Source organism: Kitasatospora sp. NPDC034035 (genome assembly GCF_055575755.1).
Genome location: NZ_JBVISA010000005.1, coordinates 303148 through 325617 on the forward strand (window position 1 = coordinate 303148; position 22470 = coordinate 325617).

The following is a 22470-nucleotide window of genomic DNA, read 5'->3' on the forward strand; positions in this document are numbered from 1 at the left end:
GAACTTTCCCACCATCCCCGGAGGAGGCCCCGCCATGCCCGGAACGTTGGAGAAGCCGCCCGCTCCCACCAATCCGTACTCCTGGTGGCTGCCCAGGCACCACAAGTCCGCCGGCTTCGCCCGGCGGCTGCTCCGAACCTTCCTCACCAACCAGCCCGATGGTGAACGGTTCCTCGACGCCGGCGAGTTGGTGCTCGGTGAGCTCGTCACCAACGCGGTCCTCCACGCCAAGACCCCGCCGGGGCGGCTCATCTTCATCTGGTTCGAGCTGTGCCCCGACTCGCTCCGCATCGAGGTGCACGACGCCGACGCCAACCGGCCGCCCGTGCCGCACCCCGCTGCCGAGTACGACGAGACGGGGCGCGGGCTCTGGCTGGTCTCCCAGCTGGCGTCCGGCTGGGGGTGCTGCCCGCGTGCGGGTGGCGTCGGCAAGGTGATGTGGGCGCTGATCGGTGGGGGCGCGCAGTGAGTGTCGAACTCCCCTTCCCCGTCACCGTCGAGATCAAGGGCGTCACGAAGGTCGCCACCTTCGCCAAGCTCGCCGACGCCCTCGACGCCATCCGGACCAGCCTGGCCCGGCTCCCGTTGGACGACGATCAGGCCGGCTACCTCGCCGACTACTTCTCCCCGGCCTCCGAAGCCCGAATCGCCCACCAGCTGGTCGAGTTCGGCGAGGTGCGTGCGATCGCCTTCATCGGCGTCGAGTCCGCCCACCCGATCTGCCTGTGCGCGACGGCCCCCGAGTGATCCGTCGCCCCATCTGGGCCCGCATCGAGATGTGGTGGTGCCTCAGTGCCCAGTTCTCCCGTCCGGTCCGGGCCGTCAGCCCCCGCCGCCAGGCCGCCCACGCCGAGATACAGCTCTGGGCGGCCACCCCGGGTAACCCGGAAGCCCTTCTCCGCTCGGTGCTCCGGCAAGCCGCCCGACACCCGTTCGGGTAAACGCCGGTGCCGGGCGATCCCGTGTGGATCGCCCGGCCCTGTTCGTGCGGGTGTTGCTCAGTGCTGGTGGGCGCCGGCCGCCTCGGTCGGGTGGGTGGGGGCGGTCGGGGTGCCGTTCGTCGTCACGGTGAAGGCCGCCGTGTGGACGGTGTCCTGGTGCTGGAAGTCCAGGAAGAGGCGGTAACTCCCGGTGCTCGGGGCGGTGGTGGTGAAGCCGATCTCCGGGCCCGGGGTGGTGGTGTCCGGGTGGACGTGGAGGTAGGCGAGGTCGCCGACGCGGAGCGCGACCAGGTGGCCGTAGGCGCCGAGGTAGGGCTGGAGGTCGGTGACCGGCGTGCCGTCCTTGCTGACGTTCAGGGTGAGCCGGCCGCTGTGCCCGGGGGTGAGGTCGCCGCCGAGGGTGACGGTGTAGCCGTCGACGGTGACGGTCCGTCCGGTCTCCGGCAGCGGGGCCGGGCGCAGGTCGCCGGCGGCGTGCAGGTCGGCGCCGAGGGTGAGGCCTTCGGCGTCGCCGGCCGGGGTGAAGTCGGCGAAGACGCGGTACTCCCCGGCGGTGGGTACGGCGGTCGGGGCGCTCCAGGTGCCGTCGGCGGCGAGGGTCGGGTGCAGGTGCTGGAAGGTGGACAGGTCGCGCGGGGCGACGATCAGGTGCAGTTCCTTGTCGTGCTGCTGCTGGTAGGCGGTGACCGGCTTGCCGTCGGCGCCGAGGATGCGGAACCGCAGGTCGGTGGGGGAGCCGGCGGTGACGAAGGGGTTCTCGACGCTGAGCGTGTAGCCGCGTTCGGAGATCTGTAGCCCGCCCGGCAGGTGCTCGGCAGTCTGACCGGCGTCGTGATCCGCGTGGCCCGCGTGCCCGGCGGTGGCGGGCTTGGGGGAGGGGCCGCTGCCGGTGGCGTTGCCGACGCCGAGGGCGAGGCCGAAGGCGGCGGCGAGGCCGGCGGTGAAGGCGGTGATGCGCAGCGCGGTGTTCATGGCGGGTTCTCCTCGGGCGGTCGTGTCGGCGGTCGTACGGACGGAACGGAAGGGGCTCAGGCGCGCATGAGCCGGGCGATGGCCTGGGAGGCCTCGGCGACCTTCGCGTCGGCTTCGTCGCCGCCGCCCGCGATGGCGTCGTGGACGCAGTGGGCGAGGTGGGAGTCGAGCAGTTGCAGTGCGACGGACTGGAGGGCTTTGGTGGCGGCCGAGACCTGGGTCAGTACGTCGATGCAGTAGGTGTCGGTGTCGACCATGCGCTGGAGGCCGCGGATCTGGCCCTCGACGCGGCGCAGTCTGCGCAGGAGCTGGTCCTTCTCGGTGCGGTAGCCGGCCATGTGGTCCTCCTCGGGATTCCGGCGGGGTGTGCGGGGGTGCAGGAGGCGCGGGGCTGCGCGGCCCCGGCTCGACACCCTCGAGTGAATACCCCCATGGGGTATCAAGTCAAGCAGTCGGGCGCCTTGAGAAATACCTGCCAGGGGTATCCACCGGGGCTTGCCCTCGATACCCCACGGGGGTATAAATGAACCCGGCACCGCCCGCTACCCCTCCTGGGTATGAAGGCCCGGCCGCCGAACGAACCGCACGACGACTGTGACGAGGAGCGACGATGACTACGCAGGCACCCGCCTCCGCGGAGGTGGAACTCTCGATCGGCGGAATGACGTGCGCCTCCTGCGCGGCCCGCATCGAGAAGAAGCTCAACCGGATGGACGGGGTCACCGCCAGCGTCAACTACGCCACCGAGAAGGCGAAGGTCTCCTTCGAGGACGGCGTCGAGGTCACCGACCTGATCGCCACCGTCGAGGCCACCGGCTACACCGCGGCGCTGCCCAAGCCCCCGGCCACCGACGGCCGGGCCGACGCCGGCGAGCCGGCCGAGCCGGCGGACGACCTGGCCCCGCTGCGCGCCCGGCTGTTCACCGCGCTGGCGCTCGCCGTGCCCGTGATCGCGATGGCGATGGTGCCGGCCCTGCAGTTCGACAACTGGCAGTGGCTGTCCCTGACCCTGGCCGCCCCGGTGGTCACCTACGCCGCCTGGCCGTTCCACCGCGCCGCCTGGACCAACCTGAAGCACGGCGCCGCGACGATGGACACCCTGGTCTCGCTCGGCACCGGCGCCGCGTTCCTGTGGTCGCTGTGGGCCCTGTTCTTCGGCGACGCCGGGATGCCCGGCATGCGCCACGGCTTCGAATTCACCATCGCCCGCAGCGACGGCGCGTCCAACATCTACCTGGAGGCGGCGGCCGGCGTCACCGCCTTCATCCTGGCGGGCCGCTACTTCGAGGCCCGCTCCAAGCGCACCGCCGGCGCCGCGCTCAAGGCGCTGCTGGAACTGGGCGCCAAGGACGTGACGGTGCTGCGCGGCGCGACCGAGGTTCGCATCCCGATCGCCGAACTCGCCGTGGGCGACCGCTTCGTGGTCCGGCCGGGCGAGAAGATAGCCACCGACGGCGTGGTGGTCGAGGGCGCCTCCGCGGTGGACGCCTCGATGCTGACCGGCGAGTCCGTCCCGGTCGAGGTCGGGGCCGGCGACAACGTCACCGGTGCCACCGTCAACGCGGGCGGCCGACTGGTGGTCGAGGCCACCCGGGTCGGCTCGGACACCCAGCTGTCCCGGATGGCCAAGCTCGTCGAGGACGCGCAGAACGGAAAGGCCGCCGCGCAGCGCCTCGCGGACCGGATCTCCGCGGTCTTCGTACCGATCGTGATCACCCTCGCGGTGGCCACCCTCGGCTACTGGCTGGGCACCGGCGAGGGCTGGACCGCCGCCTTCACGGCAGCAGTGGCCGTGCTGATCATCGCCTGCCCGTGCGCCCTCGGCCTGGCCACCCCGACCGCGCTGCTGGTCGGCACCGGCCGCGGCGCCCAGCTCGGCATCCTCATCAAGGGCCCGGAGGTCCTGGAGTCCACCCGCAAGGTCGACACCATCGTCCTCGACAAGACCGGCACCGTCACCACCGGCCAGATGACCCTGCTCGCCGTCCACACCGCCGGCACCACCACCGAGGCCGAGGTGCTGCGCCTGGCCGGCGCCCTGGAGCACGCCTCCGAGCACCCGATCGCCCGGGCCGTCGCCAACGCCGCCGCCAAGGCCGGCGAACTGCCCGCCGTCGAGGGCTTCGAGAACGTCCCGGGCCTGGGCGTCCAGGGCGTGGTGGACGGCCACGCGGTGGTGGCCGGCCGGGAGGCGCTGCTCAACGAGTGGTCGCAGTACCTGCCGGAGGGCCTGGCCGAGGCCAAGCGCACCGCCGAGGCCGCCGGCCGTACGGCGATCGCGGTCGGCTGGGACGGTGAGGCGCGGGCCGTCCTGGAGGTCGCCGACGCGGTCAAGCCGACCAGCGCCGAGGCGATCCGCAAGCTGCGCGAACTGGGCCTCACCCCGGTGCTGCTGACCGGCGACAACCGGCTGGTCGCCGAGGCCGTGGCGGCCGAGGTCGGCATCAAGCCGGAGCACGTGATCGCCGAGGTCATGCCCCAGGACAAGGTCGACTCCGTCAAGCGGCTGCAGGCCGAGGGCAAGGTCGTCGCGATGGTCGGCGACGGCGTCAACGACGCCGCGGCCCTCGCCCAGGCCGACCTGGGCCTGGCGATGGGCACCGGCACCGACGCCGCGATCGAAGCCGGCGACCTCACCCTGGTCCGCGGCGACCTGCTGGCCGCGGCGGACGCCATCCGGCTCTCCCGCAAGACCCTCGGCACCATCAAGAGCAACCTGTTCTGGGCCTTCGGCTACAACGTCGCCGCGCTGCCGCTGGCCGCCGCCGGGCTGCTCAACCCGATGATCGCGGGGGCGGCCATGGCCTTCTCCTCGGTCTTCGTGGTCGGCAACAGCCTCCGGCTCCGCCGCTTCCGCTGAGTCCGACTCCTGCGGGCGAGGCCCCGGAACCGACACCGGTTCCGGGGCCTCGGTGCGTCCTGGGTCGCCGGGTCGCCGGGTCGCCGGGTCTCGGGGCTGCCGTTACGCACCGTAGCGGGGGGCGATGGCCGGCCGACTCCTCCCAGGTGGGCGCTTCCTCCCGTTCCGGCCTGTTCTTGAAGGGTGTTTTGCGTTCACTTGGGGTAGCGCTCACCGAAGTCCTACCCTGTCGCGACCGGACCGAGATGTGACGCTCCGACACTTGTTAGGCAAGCCTTCCCTGCCCTAGGTTCTGGTGTCGCCAGCCCGGTCCCCCGCGTCGACCGCGGGCCCGTACGGCCGACCCCCGCCACCCTCGGAGGACCCTCACCATGCCCGGAACCACCCTGCCCGGCACCGTCCGACCCCTCGCGGCCCTGTCCCTCCTCGCCGCCTGCGCGCTCTCCCTCACCGCCTGCGGCAGCAGTGGCTCCGGGAACACACCCACGGACTCCGGCACGGCGTCGGCCGGCCAGACCATCACCGTCTACAGCGGCCAGCACGAGCAGACCGTCAAGGCCCTCACCGAGGACTTCACCAAGCGCACCGGCATCAAGGTCGAGCTGCGCTCCGGCGACGAGGCCGAGCTCGCCAACCAGATCCTCCAGGAGGGCGGCGCCTCCCCGGCCGACGTCTTCTACGCCGAGAACCCGCCCGCACTCACCGTCCTCGGCGACAAGGGCCTGCTCTCCAAGGTCGCCCCCGACACCCTCAAGTCCGTTCCGGCCGCCGACAGTTCCGGCAACGGCGACTGGGTCGGCATCTCCGCCCGCACCTCCGCCTTCCTGGCCGGCACCGGCAAGGGCGCCGACACCGCGCCGCCCGCCTCGGTGCTCGACCTGGCCAAGCCCGAGTGGAAGGGCCGCCTGGGCATCGCCCCCGGCGAGACCGACTTCGCCCCCGTCGTGACCCAGGTCCTCAAGGCCAAGGGCGAGGACGCCGCCAAGCAGTGGCTCAAGGGCCTCAAGGACAACGCCAAGGTCTACGACAGCAACGAGGACCTCTCCGCCGCGATCAACAGCGGCGAGGTCGAGGGCGGCGTCATCGACCACTACTACTTCTACCGGATGCGCGACGAGAAGGGCGCCGCCGAGACCCACGCGACCCTGCACTACTTCCCCAAGGGCGACCCGGGCTCGCTGGTCGACGTCTCCGGCGCCGGCGTCCTCAAGCACGGCAAGCACCAGGCCGCCGCCCAGGCCTTCCTCGGCTACCTCGCCTCCGCCCCGGCCCAGACCGTCATCGCCGACTCCGCCAGCTACGAGTACCCGCTGGTCCCCGGCGTCCAGGGCAAGCCCGAACTGCCCGCCCTGGACGGCCTCGGCACCGTCGCCGACCCGGCCCAGCTCGGCGACGGCAAGCAGGCCCTGGCCCTGCTGCAGGACGCCGGACTGCTCCAGTGACATTCCCCCGCGACCCGCTTCGCGCCAAGGGCCCGTCCCCGCTCCGGCGGTGGCGGGCCACCGGCCTGCTCGCACCCGTCGCCGTCGCCGTCGTCGCGGTTGTCGCCTCGCCGCTCGGCTTCGTCATCGCCCAAGCCGCCCAAGCCGGTTGGGGTCAGACCCGGCGGCTGCTCGGCCGCCCGCTGATCGCGACCCTGCTCGGGCACACCCTCGGCCTGGCCGCCGCCGTCACCCTCGCCACCGCCGTCCTCGGCTTCGGCGCCGCCTACCTGGTCGAACGCACCACCATTCCCGGCCGCCGCGCCTGGACCGTCGCGCTCGCCCTGCCGCTCGCCGTACCGGAGTTCGTCCGCGGCTACTCCTGGGTCTCGCTGTTCCGCTCCGTCCACGGCTACTGGGGCGCGGTCCTGGTGATGACCTGCTCGCTCTACCCCCTGGTCTTCCTCCCGGTCGCCGCCGCCCTGCGGCACGGCGACGCCGCCGCCGAGGAGGTCTCCCGCTCGCTCGGCCGCGGCCGGCTCGCCACCCTGTGGCGAGTCACCCTCCCGCTCACCCGGCCCGCCCTGGCCGGCGGCGTCCTGCTCGTCTCGCTCTACCTGCTCGGCGAGTACGGCGCCTTCGCGATGCTGCGCTACACCACCTTCGCCACCGCCGTGTTCACCCAGTACAAGCTCGGCTTCGACGCGGCCTCCGCCTCCCTGCTCACCCTGGTGCTGGTCGGACTCGCCCTGCTGCTCGTCGCCCTCGAGGCCTGGGCCGGCCGCCAGGCCCGGATCACCCGGCACGGCGCCCTCGCCCGCCCCGCCGTACCCGTACGCCTCGGCGGCTGGACGCTCCCGGCCCTGGTCGCACTGGCCACGCTGGTCGGCGTCTCGCTCGGCGTGCCGCTGTACGCGCTGGCGTACTGGCTGGTCAAGGGCAGCTCCACCACCCTGCCCTCCGCCTCCGTCCTCGGTGCCACCCTCGCCACCCTCGGGTACGCCCTCGGCGCGGCCCTGGTCGCGACGGTCTGCGCCATCCCCGTCGCCCTGTACGGCTGGCGGCGCGGCACCCGGCCCGCCCGCGCCGTCGAGCGGATCGCGTACCTCACCCGGGCGCTGCCCGGCATCGCGGTCGCCCTCTCGGTGGTGTTCTTCGCCGTCCGCTGGGCCCAACCCCTGTACCAGCAGCCGCCGATGCTCATCCTCGGGTACGTCCTGCTGTTCTTCCCCCTCGCCCTGACCGCGGTACGCGCCGCCCTCGCCCAGGTACCGCCCGGCGTCGAGGAAGCCGCCCGCTCGCTCGGCACCCGGCCCCTCGCCGTCCTCGGCCGGGTCACCCTGCCACTGGTCCTGCCCGGCCTCGGTGCCGCCGTCGCCATGGTCGGCCTCACCGCCTCCACCGAACTCACCGCCACCCTGCTGCTGCGCCCGACCGGCACCCAGACCCTGGCCACCCAGTTCTGGGTCTACACCAGCGGCCTCGCCTACGGGGCGGCCGCGCCGTACGCGGCGCTGATGGTGGCACTGTCCGTCCCCTCCGTCCTGCTGCTGACCCGTCGAAGCCTAGGGAGCACCCGATGACCGGGTTGTCCGTCGTCGACCTGCACGCCGCCCACGGGCGCAGCCCCGTCCTGCACGGCATCGACCTGACCGTGCCGGACGGCGCCCTCGCCTGCGTCCTCGGCCCCTCCGGCTGCGGCAAGTCCACCCTGCTGCGCGTACTGGCCGGCTTCCATCCGGCCGCCGCCGGGCAGGTCGTGCTGCACGGCCGCGTCCTGGACGACGGCCGCAGCCGGCTCGCCGCCGAACGCCGGGGCATCGGCCTCGTCCCGCAGGACGGAGCCCTGTTCCCGCACCTGAGCGTCGCCGCCAACATCGGCTTCGGACTGCCGCGTTCGCAGCGCCGTGCCCGGGTCGAGGAGCTGCTGGAGCTCGTCGGCCTGCCCGGCCTCGGCGAACGCCGCCCGCACCAGCTCTCCGGCGGCCAGCAGCAACGCGTCGCCCTGGCAAGAGCGTTGGCGCCCCGCCCCCGACTCCTGCTGCTCGACGAGCCGTTCGCCGCCCTGGACGCCGCGCTGCGGGCCGAACTGCGCCGCGAAGTCGCCAGTACCCTGCGGCAGTCCGGCACCACGGCGGTCCTGGTCACCCACGACCAGGACGAGGCGCTCTCCTTCGCCGACACCATTGCCGTGCTGCGGGATGGCCGGATCGCCCAGTCCGGCAGCCCCGACGAGCTCTACCACCGCCCGGCCGACGCCGCCGTCGCCGGCGTCCTCGGCGAGGCGAACCTCATCCCCGCCGAGGCCGGGGGAGTCGACGCCCGCACCGCCTTCGGTGTCCTCCCGCTCGCCACCCCCGCCTCCGGAAGTGCCCTCGCCCTGCTCCGCCCCGCCCAACTCCGCCTCACCGCCACACCGGTGGCGGGCGCCGTCCCGGCCAAGGTGCTCGGCAGCGACTTCCGTGGCCACGACCACCGGGTCGAACTGCGACCCGAGGCTGGCGACCTGCCGGACGGGCTGATCGCTTCCGCCGACCGCCCGTGGCCGGTCGGCGGCGAGGCGTACGTGAGTGCGGTCGGCCCGGTCCACGTCCTGCCGGAGGCCTGATCGGGCCTCGACCCGGGCCGCCTTCGGCGCGGTGAACGACGCGGCCGACCTCCGCTGAGCAGACGGGCGGCCCTACGGCTCCTCCGGCAGCTCGACCGCCTGCCAGCGGTAGGCCGCGTCCTCCTGCCACACCTGCAACTCGCCCTCCACCACCGCCGCCAGGCAGAGCCGCCAGTCGTCGCCCATCGCGAGCGCGACGCGGGTGGCCGGGCGCAGGGTCGGCCGCCACCAGCGCGGCCGGCGGGAGGCGCCGCCGGCCGGCAGCCGCAGCCGTACGCCGCCCGCACCGGCCAGCGCGATGGTCGGGCCGCCGCGGTGGCCCGCCATGGCGATGCCGAGGGAGGGCTCGCCGTCGCCGATCTCGGTGCCCGGCCCGGCGGTGCCGAGGGTGTGCAACTGGACGGAGCCGTCGGGTCGCAGGGTGGCGGCCTGCGATCCGGCGGAGGTGCGGGCCAGTGCCCCGGCGCGCGGCGCGCCGCTCGGGCCGAGCGGGGCGGGCGGTTCGGCGGAACCGGGCCGCCAGCTCAGGACCCGGCCGCGGTGCTCGACCAGGACCAGCCACCAGCCGGGCCGCTCCTCGACGGCCGCGAGCACCCGGTCGGCGGGGCAGCCGGGCAGCTCCTGGCCGGTGAGGGTGAGGCCGGGTGCCCAGCGGTAGGAGCGCAGCGCGCCGCCGACGGCCGTCCAGACCGTCATCTCCCCGGCCGGACCGACCGCTCCGGCCAGCCCGTTGACCCCGCGCGCGGCCTCCCACCAGCCGGCCGACGTGCCGATCCACAGGGTGTTGCCGCGGTCCTCGGCGCAGACCACCAGCTCGCCCTGGCGTCCCGCCCAGCCGGCCATCAACTCCCGTACGGCGCCCGGCCCCTGGCCGGTGGGCAGTCGGTGCCCGGCGCGGCCGGGGCCGGCCAGCGCGGTGCCGTCACCACCACCGGTGACCACCAGGGGGCGCCCGGCCCGGTCGGGCAGGACGGCCAGGCCGGCGGTGCGGGCCACCGGCCGGTGGGCGCGGAGCAGTTCGCGGCCGCGGCCGGCCCACGGGCCGAGCGGGGAGGGGCGGCGTTCCGGGGCGCGGGCCAGCGGCTCGCACGCCCAGCGCGCCAGCTCCTCGCGGTAACCGGCCGCGAGCAGTTCGGCGCGGGCCTGTTCGGCGGCGAGCCGGTGGTCGAGCCGGCCGTGGTCGGGCAGCAGCAGGGTGCGGGCGAGGGTGCCGACCGCGAACAGGTCCTTGGCGGTGGTCGGGAAACCGCCGACCTGTTCGGCCTCCGGCGGGACGTGCCCGGGGGTGAACACCGCGACGGTCAGGGTGTGGTCGAGCGGGGCGAGGAAGGTCAGGTCGATCAGCTTGACGTGGCCCTGGCCGTCCACCAGGACGTTGGCGGGGGAGATGTCGCGGTGCACCCAGCGCTTGCGGTGCAGCTCGTCGACGATCCGGCAGAGCCCGGCCAGGACCTCGGCCACCGCCGCCGGACCGCCGCGCTGGGAGCGGGCCCAGGTGTGCAGCGGCACGCCCTCGACCCAGGGCGAGATCTGGTAGCCCAGCAGCGCGCCGGAGGGCACCGCGCCGGGCCGGTGCGGGGAGGGGCCGAGCAGGAAGCTGGGCACCACCAGGTCGGTGACGTCCAGCCGGTGCGCGTTGTGCGAGACGTCGTCCCAGCGCCCGAGCCAGCGCCGGACCTCGGAGGGATCGCGCTCCAGCATGATCTTCGCGGCGACCAGCTCCTTGCGGCCGTTGTGGCCGGTGCGCACCGCCCGCCACACCTCGGCCTCGCCGCCCCGGTGGTGGAATTCGAGGAGTTCGTACTGCTCGGGGTCGAACTCCGGCCCGAACCGGAGCCCGGGTACCCAACGAGACTCGGACACAGGACCCCCGACGCTTCTGACCGCTCGACGCTGACCGCTCGACGCTGACCGCTCGACGCTTCCGACTGCTCGGCGCTTTTGACCGCCCGCCGCTTCCGACCGCAGTTGACGCGCTTGTTCACGTCCTGCTGACGCGTTGCCCAGGATAGTGCTCTTCGCTGTTCGTCTGTCCGACCGAGGGCCTATTCTGATGGCGCCCGAGCAACATCACGACACAACGTCAACTCATGATCGGTCGAACCTCATTGATCATGGAGTGGGCGACATCCTGACACAGGGGGACGGTGCATGGCGCTGCTAGCGGTGCTGCTGATCGTGGTGGCACTGGCCGGAGCGGCCGCCGTCGTACTGGCGCGCCGCCGACGGGCCCTGGACGCCGCGACGGTGACGAAAGCCCTGGCCACGGCCGCCGAACGGCTCGCCGCCGGCAAGGCCGCCCAGGCCCGGCGCCGCTACGCCCGGCTGGCGAAACAACTGGCCGCCGGGCCCGCGGAACTGGGCCCGCAGCGCGGCCTCGCGCTGATCGGCCAGGCCGAGGCCACCCTCCCCACCGGCGACCAGCAGGCCACCCTCGCCCTGCACCGCGAGGCCTTCCCACTGCTCCCCGACCCGGCCCGCCAACTGCCCCGGTGGAGCCTGCGCCTCCTCGCCGAGGAACGGATACAGGCCCCGGACGGCGACCTGGGACCGCTGCTCGCCTTCCTCCAGGCCACCGCCGCCGGCGCCGAGCCCGGCGAGGAGACCGACGCCGCCGCCCGCACCCTCGACTGGCTGCAGCGCCGGTGCCGCGACGGCGCCCCCGGGCAGCGCGACGACGCCACCGCCCGCGCCCTCGCCGCCCTGCCCGGCCGCGACTGGCCGGTGCTCGCCCGCGCCGCCCTGCTCCGCGACACCGACCGGGCCGCCGAGGCCGAGGCCCTGCTCGCCGCCGCGGCCCCCGCCGGCAGCGGCGAACTCTGGTTCCGCTGGGGCGCCCAGCTGTACACCCTGCACCGGGACGAACCCGCCATCGCGGCCTTCGACGAGGCGCTGCGGCACGACCCCGGCGAGCCCTCGCCATGGGGACGCGGCCCGGCGCTGCGCACCGACAGCCTGCTCTTCCGCGGCCTGGCCCGGCAGCGGCTCGGCGCCACCGGGACCGCCTGGACCGACTTCGCGTCCGCCACCGTCGAGAACCCGACCGACCCCCGCCCCCGCTACGCCCTCGGCCGGCTCGCCCTGCTGCTCGGCGCCGACGACCAGGCCCGGGAACAGTTCACCGCCGCCCTGACCGTCCAACCCTCCTTCGCCCCGGCCCGGTTCGGCCTCGCCCTGGTCCACGAACGGGCCGAGCGCCCCGCCGAGGCCGCCGCCGACTACCGCGCCGGCCTCGGTCAGACCCCCGACTGGCGCCCCGCCCGGGTCCGGCTCGGTGCCGCCCTGCTCGCCGCCGGGCAGGCCGAGGAGGCCCAGCCGCTCCTGCGCGCCGAATCCGACACCGAACCCGGCTCCCGCTGGACCCGGATCGCCGCCTTCCACCACGGCCTCGCCCTCGCCCGCACCGACGACCCGGCCGGCGCCCTCGCCCGCTGGGAACCCCTGGACGACGCGGACCTGCGCGAGCGCCAGGCCCTGGCCCGCGACACGCTCGCCCGCACCCGCCTGGCCACCGACCCGGTCGCCGCCCGCGCACTCTGGCAGCGGGCCACCGCCGAACACCCCGCCGCCCCCGGCTACCGCACCGCGCTGCGCGAAGCCGCCCTGCGCGAGGCCGCCCACCTGCTGGTCACCGGCCGCGACCGGCCCGAGCAGCGCGAACGCGCCACCGCCGCGCTCGCGCTCGCCGACACCCTGCCCGGCGCCCTCACCCACCGGCAGGCCCGGCTGCGCGCCGCCCTCGCCCTCGCCGAGGGCACTCCGGAGACGGTCACCACCCTGCTGGACGCCGCCGGCGGCCTGCGCGACCGCTACCACCTGGCCGCCGTCGCCCTGCTGGCCGGCCGCCCGGCACAGACGATCGCCCTGCTCGGCCCGCCCGACCCGACCGGCGACCCGGCGATCGCCCGGCTGCGCGCCCTGCTCGCCGAACGGGCCGGCAACTGGGCCGCCGCACTGGACTGGTACCGACACTTCCTGACCGCAGGCACCGCCCCTTCCCCGGGCACCACCCCGTCGGGTTCAGCGGAAGCCGCCGGCGACTGCGCGGTCTGCGACCGGCCCGCCACCGGCTCCTGCGGCGGCTGCGGCCGCGAGGCCTGCACCGACCACCTGCACACCCCCGACGGCGCCGGCTCACCCCGCTGCGTCCGCTGCGCCGGCCCCGCGCTGCGCGCCGTCCTGGACTGCGCCCGCCGCGTCGGCACGCCCGAGCAGGCCGAACCCGTCCTCGCCGCCTGGGCGGCGGCGCTCGGCGACAGCGCCGCCGCCGCGCCGGTCCGGCTCGACCTCGCCCTGCTGCGCGCCGAACTCGGCCGCCACGACGAGGCGCTGGCCGAACTGCCGCCGGACGCCACCGCCGTCCGCGCCGCCGTCCTGGTCCGCCGGGCCGGCGCCGCCCTCGCCGCCGAACAGCCCGGACGGGCCGCGGGGGACCTGCGCCAGGCCCTCGCCCTCGCCCCCGTTCACCCGCAGGCGGCGGGCACCCTGGTCCTGCTCGCCGAGCACGAGGCGCACCAGCACGCCACCGAGGGCCGCCACCGCGAGGCCTGGGAGGCCTACCGCGAGCTGCTGCTCAAGGACCCGGCCCACCCACGGCTGCTGCACGCCCTCGGCCTGGCCGGCTACCGCCTCGCCGCCGCGTCCGCCGCCGCCTCCGCCGCCGCCGCCGACGACGCCACCACCGCCTCCGGGACAGCGGACGAGGAGGTCTGGGCCTGGACGCTCGGCTGCCTGGTCGCCGCCCTCTACCAGCCCGAGCTGTGGGCCGAGTCCGCCCGGATCACCGGCCGCACCGCCGAACCGCAGCGGCTGGCCGCCGCCCGTACCGGGCTCATCGACCGCCTCCGGGACGACCTGCGCGCCGTCGACCGGGCCGCCGGCCGCAGCGGCGACGAGGTGAGCGCCTGGACGCTGCTCCTCGGCATGGAGGCCCACAGCGCCGACGCCTTCGCCGGCGAGGACGTCCGAATAGCGCTGCCCGGCCGCCCCGCCCGCCGCCTGACGGCCGGCCCCACGCTCGACCGGCTGCTCCGCGCCGAGCCCGAACTCGCCGCCTGGGGCGAGGCCTTCGAGCAGGCCGTCCTGGCCTGGCGGCGGCCCGCCGGCCCCGACGCCCCCGCGCCCACCCGCGCCCTCGCCCTGTTCGGCGTCCTCGGCCCGCAGCGCTACCTGCAGCTGCAGGGCCGGCAGGCGGCCGCCGTCGCCGCCCTGGACGCGGTGGCAGAGAGCGAGCGCGGCGAGGGCTGGCAGGCGCTGCTCGGCGAGTCCCTGGTCAGCCAGGCCCGCGAGCACCACCGCAACCAGGACTGGCGCGAGGCCCTGGACTGCCTCACCCGCGCCCGTTCCGTCCCCGGCGCCGTCCTGCCCGCCGACGCCGCCGCCATCGCCGCCGAGTCCGGCGTGCGGGCCGCCCGCGCGCTGCTCAAGAAGACCGTCGACGACCAGCCCGGCGCGGCCGAGCTGCTGGAGAAGGCGTTCGCGCTGGCCCCCGACGACCCGGAGGTGCGCGGCGACCTCGGCGCCACCTACGCCCAGTGGGCCCGCAAGATCAACAACGAGGACAAGGACTACACCCGCGCCCTCGACCTGCTGCAGAAGAGCATGGAGCTCGTCCCCGGCGACCCGACCGCCCGGCACTTCCTGGAAGCCGCCCTCGGCAACCGAGCCGGCCAGCTCAGCCGCCCCGAATCGACCGACGCGGAGCTCGAGGAGGCCGCCGACGCCTGGCGGAAGCTGATCGACCTCAACTCCGACCCGGACCACAGGCTCGGCCTCGCCTTCGTGCTGCGCCAACTCGCCCGCTCCGCCGCCTTCGCCGACGACCGCGTCCGCGCGGTGCGGCGGATGGCCGAGGCGCTGGACGCCGACCCGGAGTGGGACGGCGACGTCGAGCGCGAGGCCCCGCGCCGGGTCGCGGTGATGCTCGCCAACCACGTGCTGGACGCCATGCAGGACAAGCCGTTCACCGCCCAGGCCGCCATGCTGCAGAAGGCCAAGTCCTACGACGACTCGACCGACATCCGCCGCCTGATGGTCAGCGTCTGGCGCGGCGAGGCCATCGGCCACTACGAGGCCCGCCGCTACCCCGAGGCGATCCGGCTGCTGGAGGAGGCGGTCAGCCTCTCCGACACCCCGGAGGACACCGGCAAGCTGCACCGCGAACTGGGCATCGTCTGCGGCTCGTTCGCCGTCCAGCGGGCCAACGCCCGCCAGCTGCGGGAGGCCCGCGACCTGGCCCGCAAGGCCGTCGAGTACAGCCCGGAGGACACGGAGCTGCGAGCGATGCAGCGACGGATCAACTCGCTCTACTGACCACCCCGACCGGCGGCAACCGCAGGGCAGTTGCCGTCGTCCTAGACCGTGCGCGCCACCGGCCCGTCCGACCGTCGTCCCAGCCGTACCGATCGACCGGCCGTACCGATCGACCTGCTGCACCGAGCGTCCCCGTCGTACCGATCGACCCCGTCGCCGTGAGGAGAGAGACCGCCCGCCATGCCACTGCCTGAACCGTCGCCGTACGAGGTCCTGGGCATCCCGCTCACGGCCGGTGTGCGCGAGATCAACCTCGCCGTCGGACCGGCGATGCGCACGGCCCGCTACACCCGCCAGCAGATCCAGGAGGCCGCCGCGCTGCTGCGGAACCCGGACCGGCGGCTGGAGTCGGACCTCCAACAGCCTCTCCCGCCGGAGCCCGTCGGCCAGGCCGCCGAACTGCTCGCGCCCGCCCTCGCCGAACCGCTGCTGGTGATCGAGCGCCCGCCGCTGCCGCCTGTCCCCGCCCTGCTGGCCCTGCACCGTGCCGAGCTGGCTGCCGACTTCGCCGAGCCCGCCCCGGGCGGCGCCGACCCCGAACCGCCCGTCCCCGCCCGCTACGCGGCCGACCTGTCCGTGCTGCCGCAGATCGAGGTACCCGAGTGACCGAGGCAACGACCGCATCCCTGCTCGACGGCCATCAGCGGCTGGAGCTCCCCACTGGCGTCGAGGATGTCGACCTGGAGCAGAAGTTCGGCCAACTGCTCTTCCGGGCATCCCTGTTGGGGAACAAACTGGCCGAGCAGCGGCAGACCGCCCGGGCCGAGCAGCGCGAACTGCTGGGCATCCTGGTCGACGTGGACGACGCGCTCGCCGCCCTCGGCCTGGACCGCGAACTGGTCGCGCTCGGGCGCGGCGAGGGCATCGAGGCCACCCGGCGACGGCTGCTCGGCCGGCTCGCCAAGGCCAAGGTCCGCCCGATGCGGCTGGAGGGCATGACGGCGGACCCGGATCTGGCCGAGATCGTCGGCGTCGAGGCCCGGCCGGGGGTGGCACCGGAGACGGTGGTGCGGACGGTCGTCACCGGGTTCTTCTGGGAGAACGAAGTGCTGCGGCGGGCCCAGGTTGTGGTCGCCGCACCGGAGTCGGCGCAGGAGCCCGCCGTGCCCGTGGCACCCGCCGAGTCGGACGTGCCCGTGGCACCCGCCGAGTTGGACGTGCCCGTGGCACCCGCCGAGCCGGACACGCCCGAGGCGGTGTCGCCCGACAGCGCCGACGCCAGTACGCCCGAATCCGCCGCCGCACCAGCCGTCCGCGCCCAGCCCAAGGCGGCCCCGCCCCGGGCCCGTCGCAAGGTCACGGTCGCGGGCAAGCGGGCCAAGCGCAAGAAGTAGCCAGAACCACGAGGGGCAAGAGGGGAACGACATGTACCGCACACTCGGCATCGACCTGGGCACCACCAACTCCGTGGTCGCCCACCTGCGCCGGGGCGAGCCGGAGATCATCTTCAACCGGCAGAACCAGGAGGCCACGCCCTCCGTGGTCGGCAGCGGCCGCAAGGGCGAGCTGCTGGTGGGCTCCACCGCGCGCGGCCGGGTCGCCATCGACGGCGCCAACGTGATCCGCTCGGTCAAGCGCTTCATGGGCCGCAAGTTCAAGGACCCGCAGGTCCAGGCCGCCCTGAAGGAGGTCGACTACAAGGTCACCGCGGGCACCGACGGCGACGTCAACGTCTGGTTCAACGGCCGCTCCTACACGCCGATCGAGATCTCCGCGATCATCCTGCACCGGCTCAAGGAGGACGCCGAACAGCGCTTCGGCGAGCCCTTCCCCCGGGCCGTCATCACCGTCCCCGCCTACTTCGGCGAGCGGCAGGTCGCGGCCACCCAGGAGGCGGGCCGGATGGCCGGCCTGCACGTGCTGCGGATCATCAACGAGCCGACCGCGGCGGCGCTCGCCTACGGGATCACCTCGGAGGCGGGCGACGAGGGCAAGACCGTACTGGTCTACGACCTCGGCGGCGGCACCTTCGACATCTCCATCCTGCTCCTGGTGCCCGGCTCGGTCTCGGTGCTCGGCATCGAGGGCGACAACCTGCTCGGCGGCGACGACTTCGACCGCGCGATCACCACCGCGCTGCTGGAGGACATCCGCGAGGAGTACGGCTCGGACTACCAGCCCGACCTGCGCGACCGCCCGAAGATCGCCTCCACCGCCGAGACCATCAAGATCGAGCTGTCCAACCAGGAGTCCTCCGAGGTCATCCTGCCCGGCCTCGGCGCCGGACAGCTGGTGCTGGAGACGGAGTTCGAGCGCGCCCGCTTCGAGGAGCTGATCGAGGCCCAGATCGAGCGCACCATCGAGCTGACCCACAAGGCCATCATGCAGGCCAACCTGACCGTCGGGGACATCGACGAGGTGGTGCTGGTCGGCGGCTCGACCGCGATCCCGCTGGTCGCGCGGCGGCTCGGCGAGGTGTTCGGCCCCCGCCGGATCCGGCGCGGCGTCAACCCGATGCAGTGCGTGGCGCTCGGCGCGGCCGTGCAGTCCGCGCTGGTCGGCGAGGTGGAGTGCCCCGAGTGCCGGGCCCCCGGCGACCTCTCCGCCTCCAACTGCGCCAACTGCGCGACCTCCCTGCTCGGCGGCGACCGGGTCTCCTGCCCGACCTGCCACATCCCGGTCCACTCCGAGGCCGCCGACTGCCCCAAGTGCGGCCAGGACATGGCCGGTTCGGGCGCCGGCGGCACGGCCATCCCGAAGCAGGCGCAGGCCGCCACCGTGGTGCGCAGCGACAACTGCCCGCGCTGCGGCACCCCGGCCGCGCCCGGCGTCACCGCCTGCGAACTGTGCGGCGAGGCACTCAACTCGGCGGCCCCCGGCCAGACCAAGGTGATCTCCACCGCCGCCGAGGACGTCGGCCTGCGCTGCGCCTCCTGCGGCCAGGTCAGCCCGCCCGGCAGCGAAATCTGCACCGGCTGCGGGGAGTTGATGCAGGTCACCAACCCCTTCGACATCACCCCGAAGAACCTCGGCATCGAGCTCAACGACGGCCGCCTCGCCGTCATCATCCCCAAGAACTCCAGCTACCCGACCAGTTCGCCGGTCAGCCGGGAGTTCGTGGTCTCCGGCAGCGGCCGCCAGCGGCTGGAGATCGCGGTCTACGAGGGCGAGCACGAGATCGCCCAGCAGAACGAGCTGATCGGCCACCTCACCCTGCGCCTGCCCGAGGGCCTCGGCGGCCGTACCCCGGTCGACGTCTCCTTCGGCCTCGACCGCGACCGCACCATCACCCTGTCCGTACGGATCCAGGGCGGCGCGGAGAAGACCGTCAAGCTGGAGCGGGTCACCCTGGACCCCGAGCTGAAGGTCCAGGTCGAGGAGCAGCAGCGGCAGATCGAGACCTTCACCGACCGCTGGGGCGGCGAGCTGACCGAGGCCGAGATGCGCGAGGCCCAGCGGCTGATGGACGCCCTGGACGACCTGGCGGCCGGCCAGACCCGCGGCCAGTCGGTGGACGAGGCGCTGGAGCGGGCCCAGCGCCAGCTCAAGGCCCAGCGCTGGGTGCGCGGCTCGGAGGCGTACCTGAGCCTGTTCATCCACTACTGCGAGAAGCACCTCGACCCGAGCGACCTGGACCGGCTCCGGTCGGTCTCCGCCGAGCTGCGGCTGCGCCGCGAGGCCGCCGACTGGGAGGGCGCGATGCGCGCGGCCCAGCGCGCGGACGAGCTGTGCGACGCGCTCGGCCACACCATGCGGATGCTCACCATGTGCAACGTCTACGTGACCCAGAACATGGTCTCGCCCGCCCTGGGGCAGCTGATCATGGCCGAGCTGCGGGGTCTGGACGCCGCGGTGGAGGCGCCCAACATGGAGGAGGTCAACAAGCACATGTCGAACCTGCTGGCCCTGTACGCGCAGGCGCAGCGCGAGCTCGGAAGTGAGCCGGCCGCCGAGTCGCTCGGCCCGGTGCGCCCGGAGGAGGCGGGGCCGCGATGAGCGCCGTGGCGGACCTCGAGGTGCCCTGCCCGCTGTGCAAGGTCGCGGCGGACCCGCAGAGTCTGTGCTGCCCGTCCTGCCGGGAGGACCTGTCCGCGCTGTTCCGGCTGCGTTACGCCGGTCGGATCGATTACAACCGGGCGCTGGAGGCCCTGGCGGCCGGTGACGAGGCGACGGCGCGGTTCCGGCTGCGCGGCGCCCTGGAGGCGGAGCCGGGGCTGCATCCGGCCCGGGAGCTGCTGGAATCACTGAGCGTGGCTGGGCCCGCCGGGCCCGCGCCGGCGGGGCGGGACGGCGACACGCCCTCTGAGTGACCAATTCGGACGCTCCCGGCCTGCCGTCGAGTTCGATCGGTGCGAGTGTGATCGTCACACGGATGTTCGCCACCCTCACAAGGAGTGACGCAATGCGTCTTCGCACCTACCTCGCCGCCCCGGCCCTCGCCGCGGTGTGCGTGCTCGCCGGTGCCGGTACCGCCGCCGCCGACGCCAACGCCCATGGTGTCGCCGTCGGCTCGCCGGGTGTCCTGTCCGGCAACGTGATCCAGATCCCGATCCACATCCCGATCAACGTCTGCGGGAACTCGGTCAACCTGTTCGGCATCGCCAACCCGGCCATCGGCAACACCTGCGTCAACGCGTGACCCGAGCACTGGGGCCGTCCGTCGAGCACGACGGACGGCCCCAGCGCTGTGCCCGGCTCGCGTCGTGCCCGGCTCACGTCGTGTCGTGCGCGGGTACCCCCGTTCGGGGGTGGCGGGGTGGCCCGTGGACCGGGACCATGGTCCCCGACCCGCCCCGCCGTACCCAGGAGTCACCACGTGCCGACCACGCCGACCCCGCGCAGCTACGCCTCCGGCACCTCGGACGTCCCGCTGCTCGGCGACACCATCGGGGAGAACCTCGACCGCGCGGTACGCGCCTTCCCCGACCGCGACGCCCTGGTCGACCGCCCCACCGCCCGCCGCTGGACCTACGCCGAACTCGCCGCCGACGTCGACGCCCTGGCCCTCGGCCTGCTGGAACTCGGCATCGCCAAGGGCGACCGGGTCGGCATCTGGGCACCCAACTGCCCCGAGTGGACACTCACCCAGTACGCCACCGCCAAGCTCGGCGCGGTCCTCGTCACGGTCAACCCCGCCTACCGCGCGCACGAGTTGGAGTACGTGCTGAACCAGGCCGGCATCCGTTTGCTGGTCGCCGCCGATCGGTTCAAGACCTCCGACTACGCCGCGATGGTCGAGGAAGTCAGGCCACGCTGCGCCGAGTTGGAGCGCGTTCTGCTGATCGGCAGCCCGGCCTGGGACGACACGCTCGCCGCCGGCCGACGGGCCACCCCGGCGCTGGCCGCGGAATTCGCCGAACGCCAGGGCGAGTTGGCCCCCGACGACCCGATCAACATCCAGTACACCTCGGGGACCACCGGATTCCCCAAGGGTGCGACCCTGTCGCACCACAACATCCTCAACAACGGGTACTTCGTCGGCGAGCTGCTCAACTACACCGAGCAGGACCGGATCTGCATCCCGGTGCCCTTCTACCACTGCTTCGGCATGGTGATGGGAAACCTGGCCGCCACGTCGCACGGCGCCTGCATGGTCATCCCGGCCCCCTCCTTCGAACCCGGCGCCACCCTGGCCGCCGTCGCCGCCGAGCGCTGCACCTCGCTGTACGGCGTGCCGACCATGTTCATCGCCGAACTCGCCGACCCCGACTTCGAGCGCCACGACCTCGGCAGCCTGCGCACCGGCATCATGGCCGGCTCACCCTGCCCGAGCGAGGTGATGAAGGAGGTCATCGGGCGGATGGGCATGGCCGAGGTCTCCATCTGCTACGGCATGACCGAGACCTCGCCGGTCTCCACCCAGACCCGGGTCGACGACTCGGTCGAGCGCCGGGTCTCCACCGTCGGCCGGGTCGGCCCGCACCTGGAGGTCAAGGTCGTCGACCCGGCCACCGGCCGCACCGTCCCGCGCGGCGAGCCGGGCGAACTGTGCACCCGCGGCTACTCCGTCATGCTCGGCTACTGGAACGAGCCCGAGCGCACCGCCGAGGCCGTCGACGCCGCCCGCTGGATGCACACCGGGGACCTCGCGGTGATGGACGAAGACGGCTACCTCGCCATCACCGGGCGGATCAAGGACATGGTGATCCGCGGCGGCGAGAACCTCTATCCGCGCGAGATCGAGGAGTTCCTCTACACCCACCCGGACATCCTCGACGTCCAGGTCATCGGCGTCCCCGACCCGAAGTACGGCGAGGAGCTGATGGCCTGGGTCCGGATGCGCGAGGGCGCCGAACCGCTCACCGCCGAGGCCGTCCGGGCGTACTGCACCGGCCGGCTCGCGCACGTCAAGATCCCGCGCTACGTGCACGTGGTCGAGGAGTTCCCGATGACGGTGACCGGGAAGATCCGCAAGGTCGAGATGCGAGAGGCGGCGCTGCGGATCCTGGGGCTGTAACGCCCCGGGGCGGTGGTGCGTCGGGCCGGTGGTTGCGTCGGGCCGGTGGTTGCGTCGGGCCGGTGGTGCGTCGCATGGCGGGGCGGCGCGTGCCGGTGGTGTGCGCTCGTCCGGGTGGGTGGAAGAGCGGGCCATGGAGAATGCGGCACCGTCGGGGTGCGCACAGTCCAGCCATGACCGCTCACACCCCGGTCCGCTCGCTACTCGCGGACGCCGCCCTCGCCGTGGTCCTCGCCCTGGCCCTCGCGTACCCGGCCGCGCCCGCCCTCGCCGACCCGGCAGGACCCACGGCCGCCTGCGCCCGCAACCCCGTCGACCGGCACCCCGTCGACCGGCACGGCGACGCCGCCGACCCCGCGCCGGCCGGCCCCTGCGCCCGCTGACCGGGCCAGTCCGGAGAGCGGACCCCCACACCCGGCGGGACAGTGTGATCATGCCCCTCGACGTCACAGTGGAACACCTGATCCCCCTGCCGCCCGCCACCGTCGCCGGCTACGCCATGGACTGGCGCCACGACCACGAGTGGACCCAGGGCATCCGCAACGCCACCCTCACCCGGGAGGCCGACACCGGCGGCTTCGGCGTCGGCGCCGAGGTCACCCGGACCGCCCACTTCCTCGGGCGGCGCTTCGACTACGTGCTACGGGTGGCGGGCTACCACCCGCCGCAGATGCTCGACATGGTCTCCGTCGCCGGGCCGATGCCCATGCACGTCACCTACACCTTCGAACCCACCCAGGCCGGCACCTTCGCCCGCATCCGCGTCCGCGGCGGCACCTCCGTCCACCACCGGCTCGCCGCGCCGCTGATGTCCCGCCAGGTCCGTACCGCCCTCACCAAGGACCTCCGCGCGCTCGAGGCCCGCCTCACCAACTGACCTCCTCACCAACCGGCCGCCTCACCTCCTGGCCGCCGCATCGACGTCGCACCTGCACCTTCGCCCTGTCCCCGCCCCCGCC

The 22470-nt window shown here is 74.1% G+C and carries 18 protein-coding genes; 15 read left to right on the forward strand and 3 right to left on the reverse strand.

Annotated elements, in window-relative coordinates; translation table 11 throughout:
- Positions 1-34: 34 nt before the first annotated feature.
- On the forward strand, positions 35-469 hold the full coding sequence (locus ACZ52J_RS10090) for an ATP-binding protein (RefSeq protein WP_465617331.1): 435 nt from the start codon (positions 35-37) through the stop codon (positions 467-469).
- A complete protein-coding gene (locus ACZ52J_RS10095; RefSeq protein WP_465617333.1) occupies positions 466-747 on the forward strand; it encodes a hypothetical protein in 282 nt (93 codons plus the stop codon). The genes ACZ52J_RS10090 and ACZ52J_RS10095 overlap by 4 nt, the downstream gene beginning before the upstream one ends.
- 251 nt (positions 748-998) lie before the next feature.
- On the opposite strand, the gene ACZ52J_RS10100 is transcribed toward ACZ52J_RS10095, so the two are convergent.
- Together ACZ52J_RS10100 and ACZ52J_RS10105 are read right to left on the reverse strand one after the other, a co-directional pair.
- The gene (locus tag ACZ52J_RS10100; RefSeq protein ID WP_465617335.1) at positions 999-1913 is read right to left on the reverse strand and encodes a hypothetical protein; all 915 of its coding nucleotides are present in this window, start codon (positions 1911-1913) and stop codon (positions 999-1001) included.
- 56 nt (positions 1914-1969) lie between these two features.
- Positions 1970-2251: a metal-sensitive transcriptional regulator gene (locus ACZ52J_RS10105; protein ID WP_360492073.1), complete on the reverse strand. Its 282-nt coding sequence runs from the start codon at positions 2249-2251 to the stop codon at positions 1970-1972.
- 272 nt (positions 2252-2523) lie between these two features.
- On the opposite strand from ACZ52J_RS10105, the gene ACZ52J_RS10110 reads away from it, so the two are divergent.
- The 4 genes from ACZ52J_RS10110 (at position 2524) to ACZ52J_RS10125 (ending at position 8802) form a co-directional block, all read left to right on the forward strand.
- Positions 2524-4773 (forward strand): heavy metal translocating P-type ATPase, encoded by a 2250-nt coding sequence (locus ACZ52J_RS10110; protein WP_465617337.1) that lies wholly within the window; start codon positions 2524-2526, stop codon positions 4771-4773.
- A 371-nt stretch (positions 4774-5144) separates the two neighbouring features.
- On the forward strand, positions 5145-6215 hold the full coding sequence (locus ACZ52J_RS10115) for an iron ABC transporter substrate-binding protein (protein ID WP_465617339.1): 1071 nt from the start codon (positions 5145-5147) through the stop codon (positions 6213-6215).
- Positions 6212-7777, forward strand: coding sequence for an ABC transporter permease (locus ACZ52J_RS10120; RefSeq protein WP_465617341.1), 1566 nt, complete (start codon positions 6212-6214; stop codon positions 7775-7777). Before ACZ52J_RS10115 ends, ACZ52J_RS10120 begins: the two co-directional genes overlap by 4 nt.
- Positions 7774-8802, forward strand: a complete 1029-nt coding sequence (locus ACZ52J_RS10125; RefSeq protein ID WP_465617343.1) for an ABC transporter ATP-binding protein — start codon at positions 7774-7776, stop codon at positions 8800-8802. The genes ACZ52J_RS10120 and ACZ52J_RS10125 overlap by 4 nt, the downstream gene beginning before the upstream one ends.
- A 72-nt stretch (positions 8803-8874) precedes the next feature.
- Here ACZ52J_RS10125 and ACZ52J_RS10130 read toward each other — a convergent pair whose 3' ends face one another.
- A complete protein-coding gene (locus ACZ52J_RS10130; RefSeq protein ID WP_465617345.1) occupies positions 8875-10665 on the reverse strand; it encodes a protein kinase domain-containing protein in 1791 nt (596 codons plus the stop codon).
- 288 nt (positions 10666-10953) lie between these two features.
- On the opposite strand from ACZ52J_RS10130, the gene ACZ52J_RS10135 reads away from it, so the two are divergent.
- The 9 genes from ACZ52J_RS10135 (at position 10954) to ACZ52J_RS10175 (ending at position 22388) form a co-directional block, all read left to right on the forward strand.
- Entirely contained in the window at positions 10954-15114 is a 4161-nt protein-coding gene (locus ACZ52J_RS10135; protein ID WP_465617347.1) for a CHAT domain-containing protein, read from the forward strand.
- 180 nt (positions 15115-15294) lie between these two features.
- Positions 15295-15720 carry a hypothetical protein gene (locus ACZ52J_RS10140; RefSeq protein ID WP_465617349.1) on the forward strand — a complete coding sequence of 142 codons (426 nt, stop codon included), beginning with the start codon at positions 15295-15297 and terminating at the stop codon, positions 15718-15720.
- Positions 15717-16448 (forward strand): nucleotide exchange factor GrpE, encoded by a 732-nt coding sequence (locus ACZ52J_RS10145; RefSeq protein ID WP_465617351.1) that lies wholly within the window; start codon positions 15717-15719, stop codon positions 16446-16448. Before ACZ52J_RS10140 ends, ACZ52J_RS10145 begins: the two co-directional genes overlap by 4 nt.
- Before the next feature lie 31 nt (positions 16449-16479).
- Positions 16480-19050 (forward strand): Hsp70 family protein, encoded by a 2571-nt coding sequence (locus ACZ52J_RS10150; protein ID WP_465617353.1) that lies wholly within the window; start codon positions 16480-16482, stop codon positions 19048-19050.
- Complete coding sequence (locus ACZ52J_RS10155; protein ID WP_465617355.1) at positions 19047-19364, forward strand: hypothetical protein; 318 nt, start codon at positions 19047-19049, stop codon at positions 19362-19364. The genes ACZ52J_RS10150 and ACZ52J_RS10155 overlap by 4 nt, the downstream gene beginning before the upstream one ends.
- A gap of 92 nt (positions 19365-19456) precedes the next feature.
- Positions 19457-19693 carry a chaplin gene (locus tag ACZ52J_RS10160; RefSeq protein WP_465617357.1) on the forward strand — a complete coding sequence of 79 codons (237 nt, stop codon included), beginning with the start codon at positions 19457-19459 and terminating at the stop codon, positions 19691-19693.
- A 177-nt stretch (positions 19694-19870) separates the two neighbouring features.
- A complete protein-coding gene (locus ACZ52J_RS10165) occupies positions 19871-21511 on the forward strand; it encodes an AMP-binding protein (protein ID WP_465617359.1) in 1641 nt (546 codons plus the stop codon).
- Between the two features lie 173 nt (positions 21512-21684).
- A complete protein-coding gene (locus tag ACZ52J_RS10170; RefSeq protein ID WP_360492036.1) occupies positions 21685-21894 on the forward strand; it encodes a hypothetical protein in 210 nt (69 codons plus the stop codon).
- A 50-nt stretch (positions 21895-21944) separates the two neighbouring features.
- Entirely contained in the window at positions 21945-22388 is a 444-nt protein-coding gene (locus tag ACZ52J_RS10175) for an SRPBCC family protein (RefSeq protein WP_465617361.1), read from the forward strand.
- Positions 22389-22470: the final 82 nt, after the last annotated feature.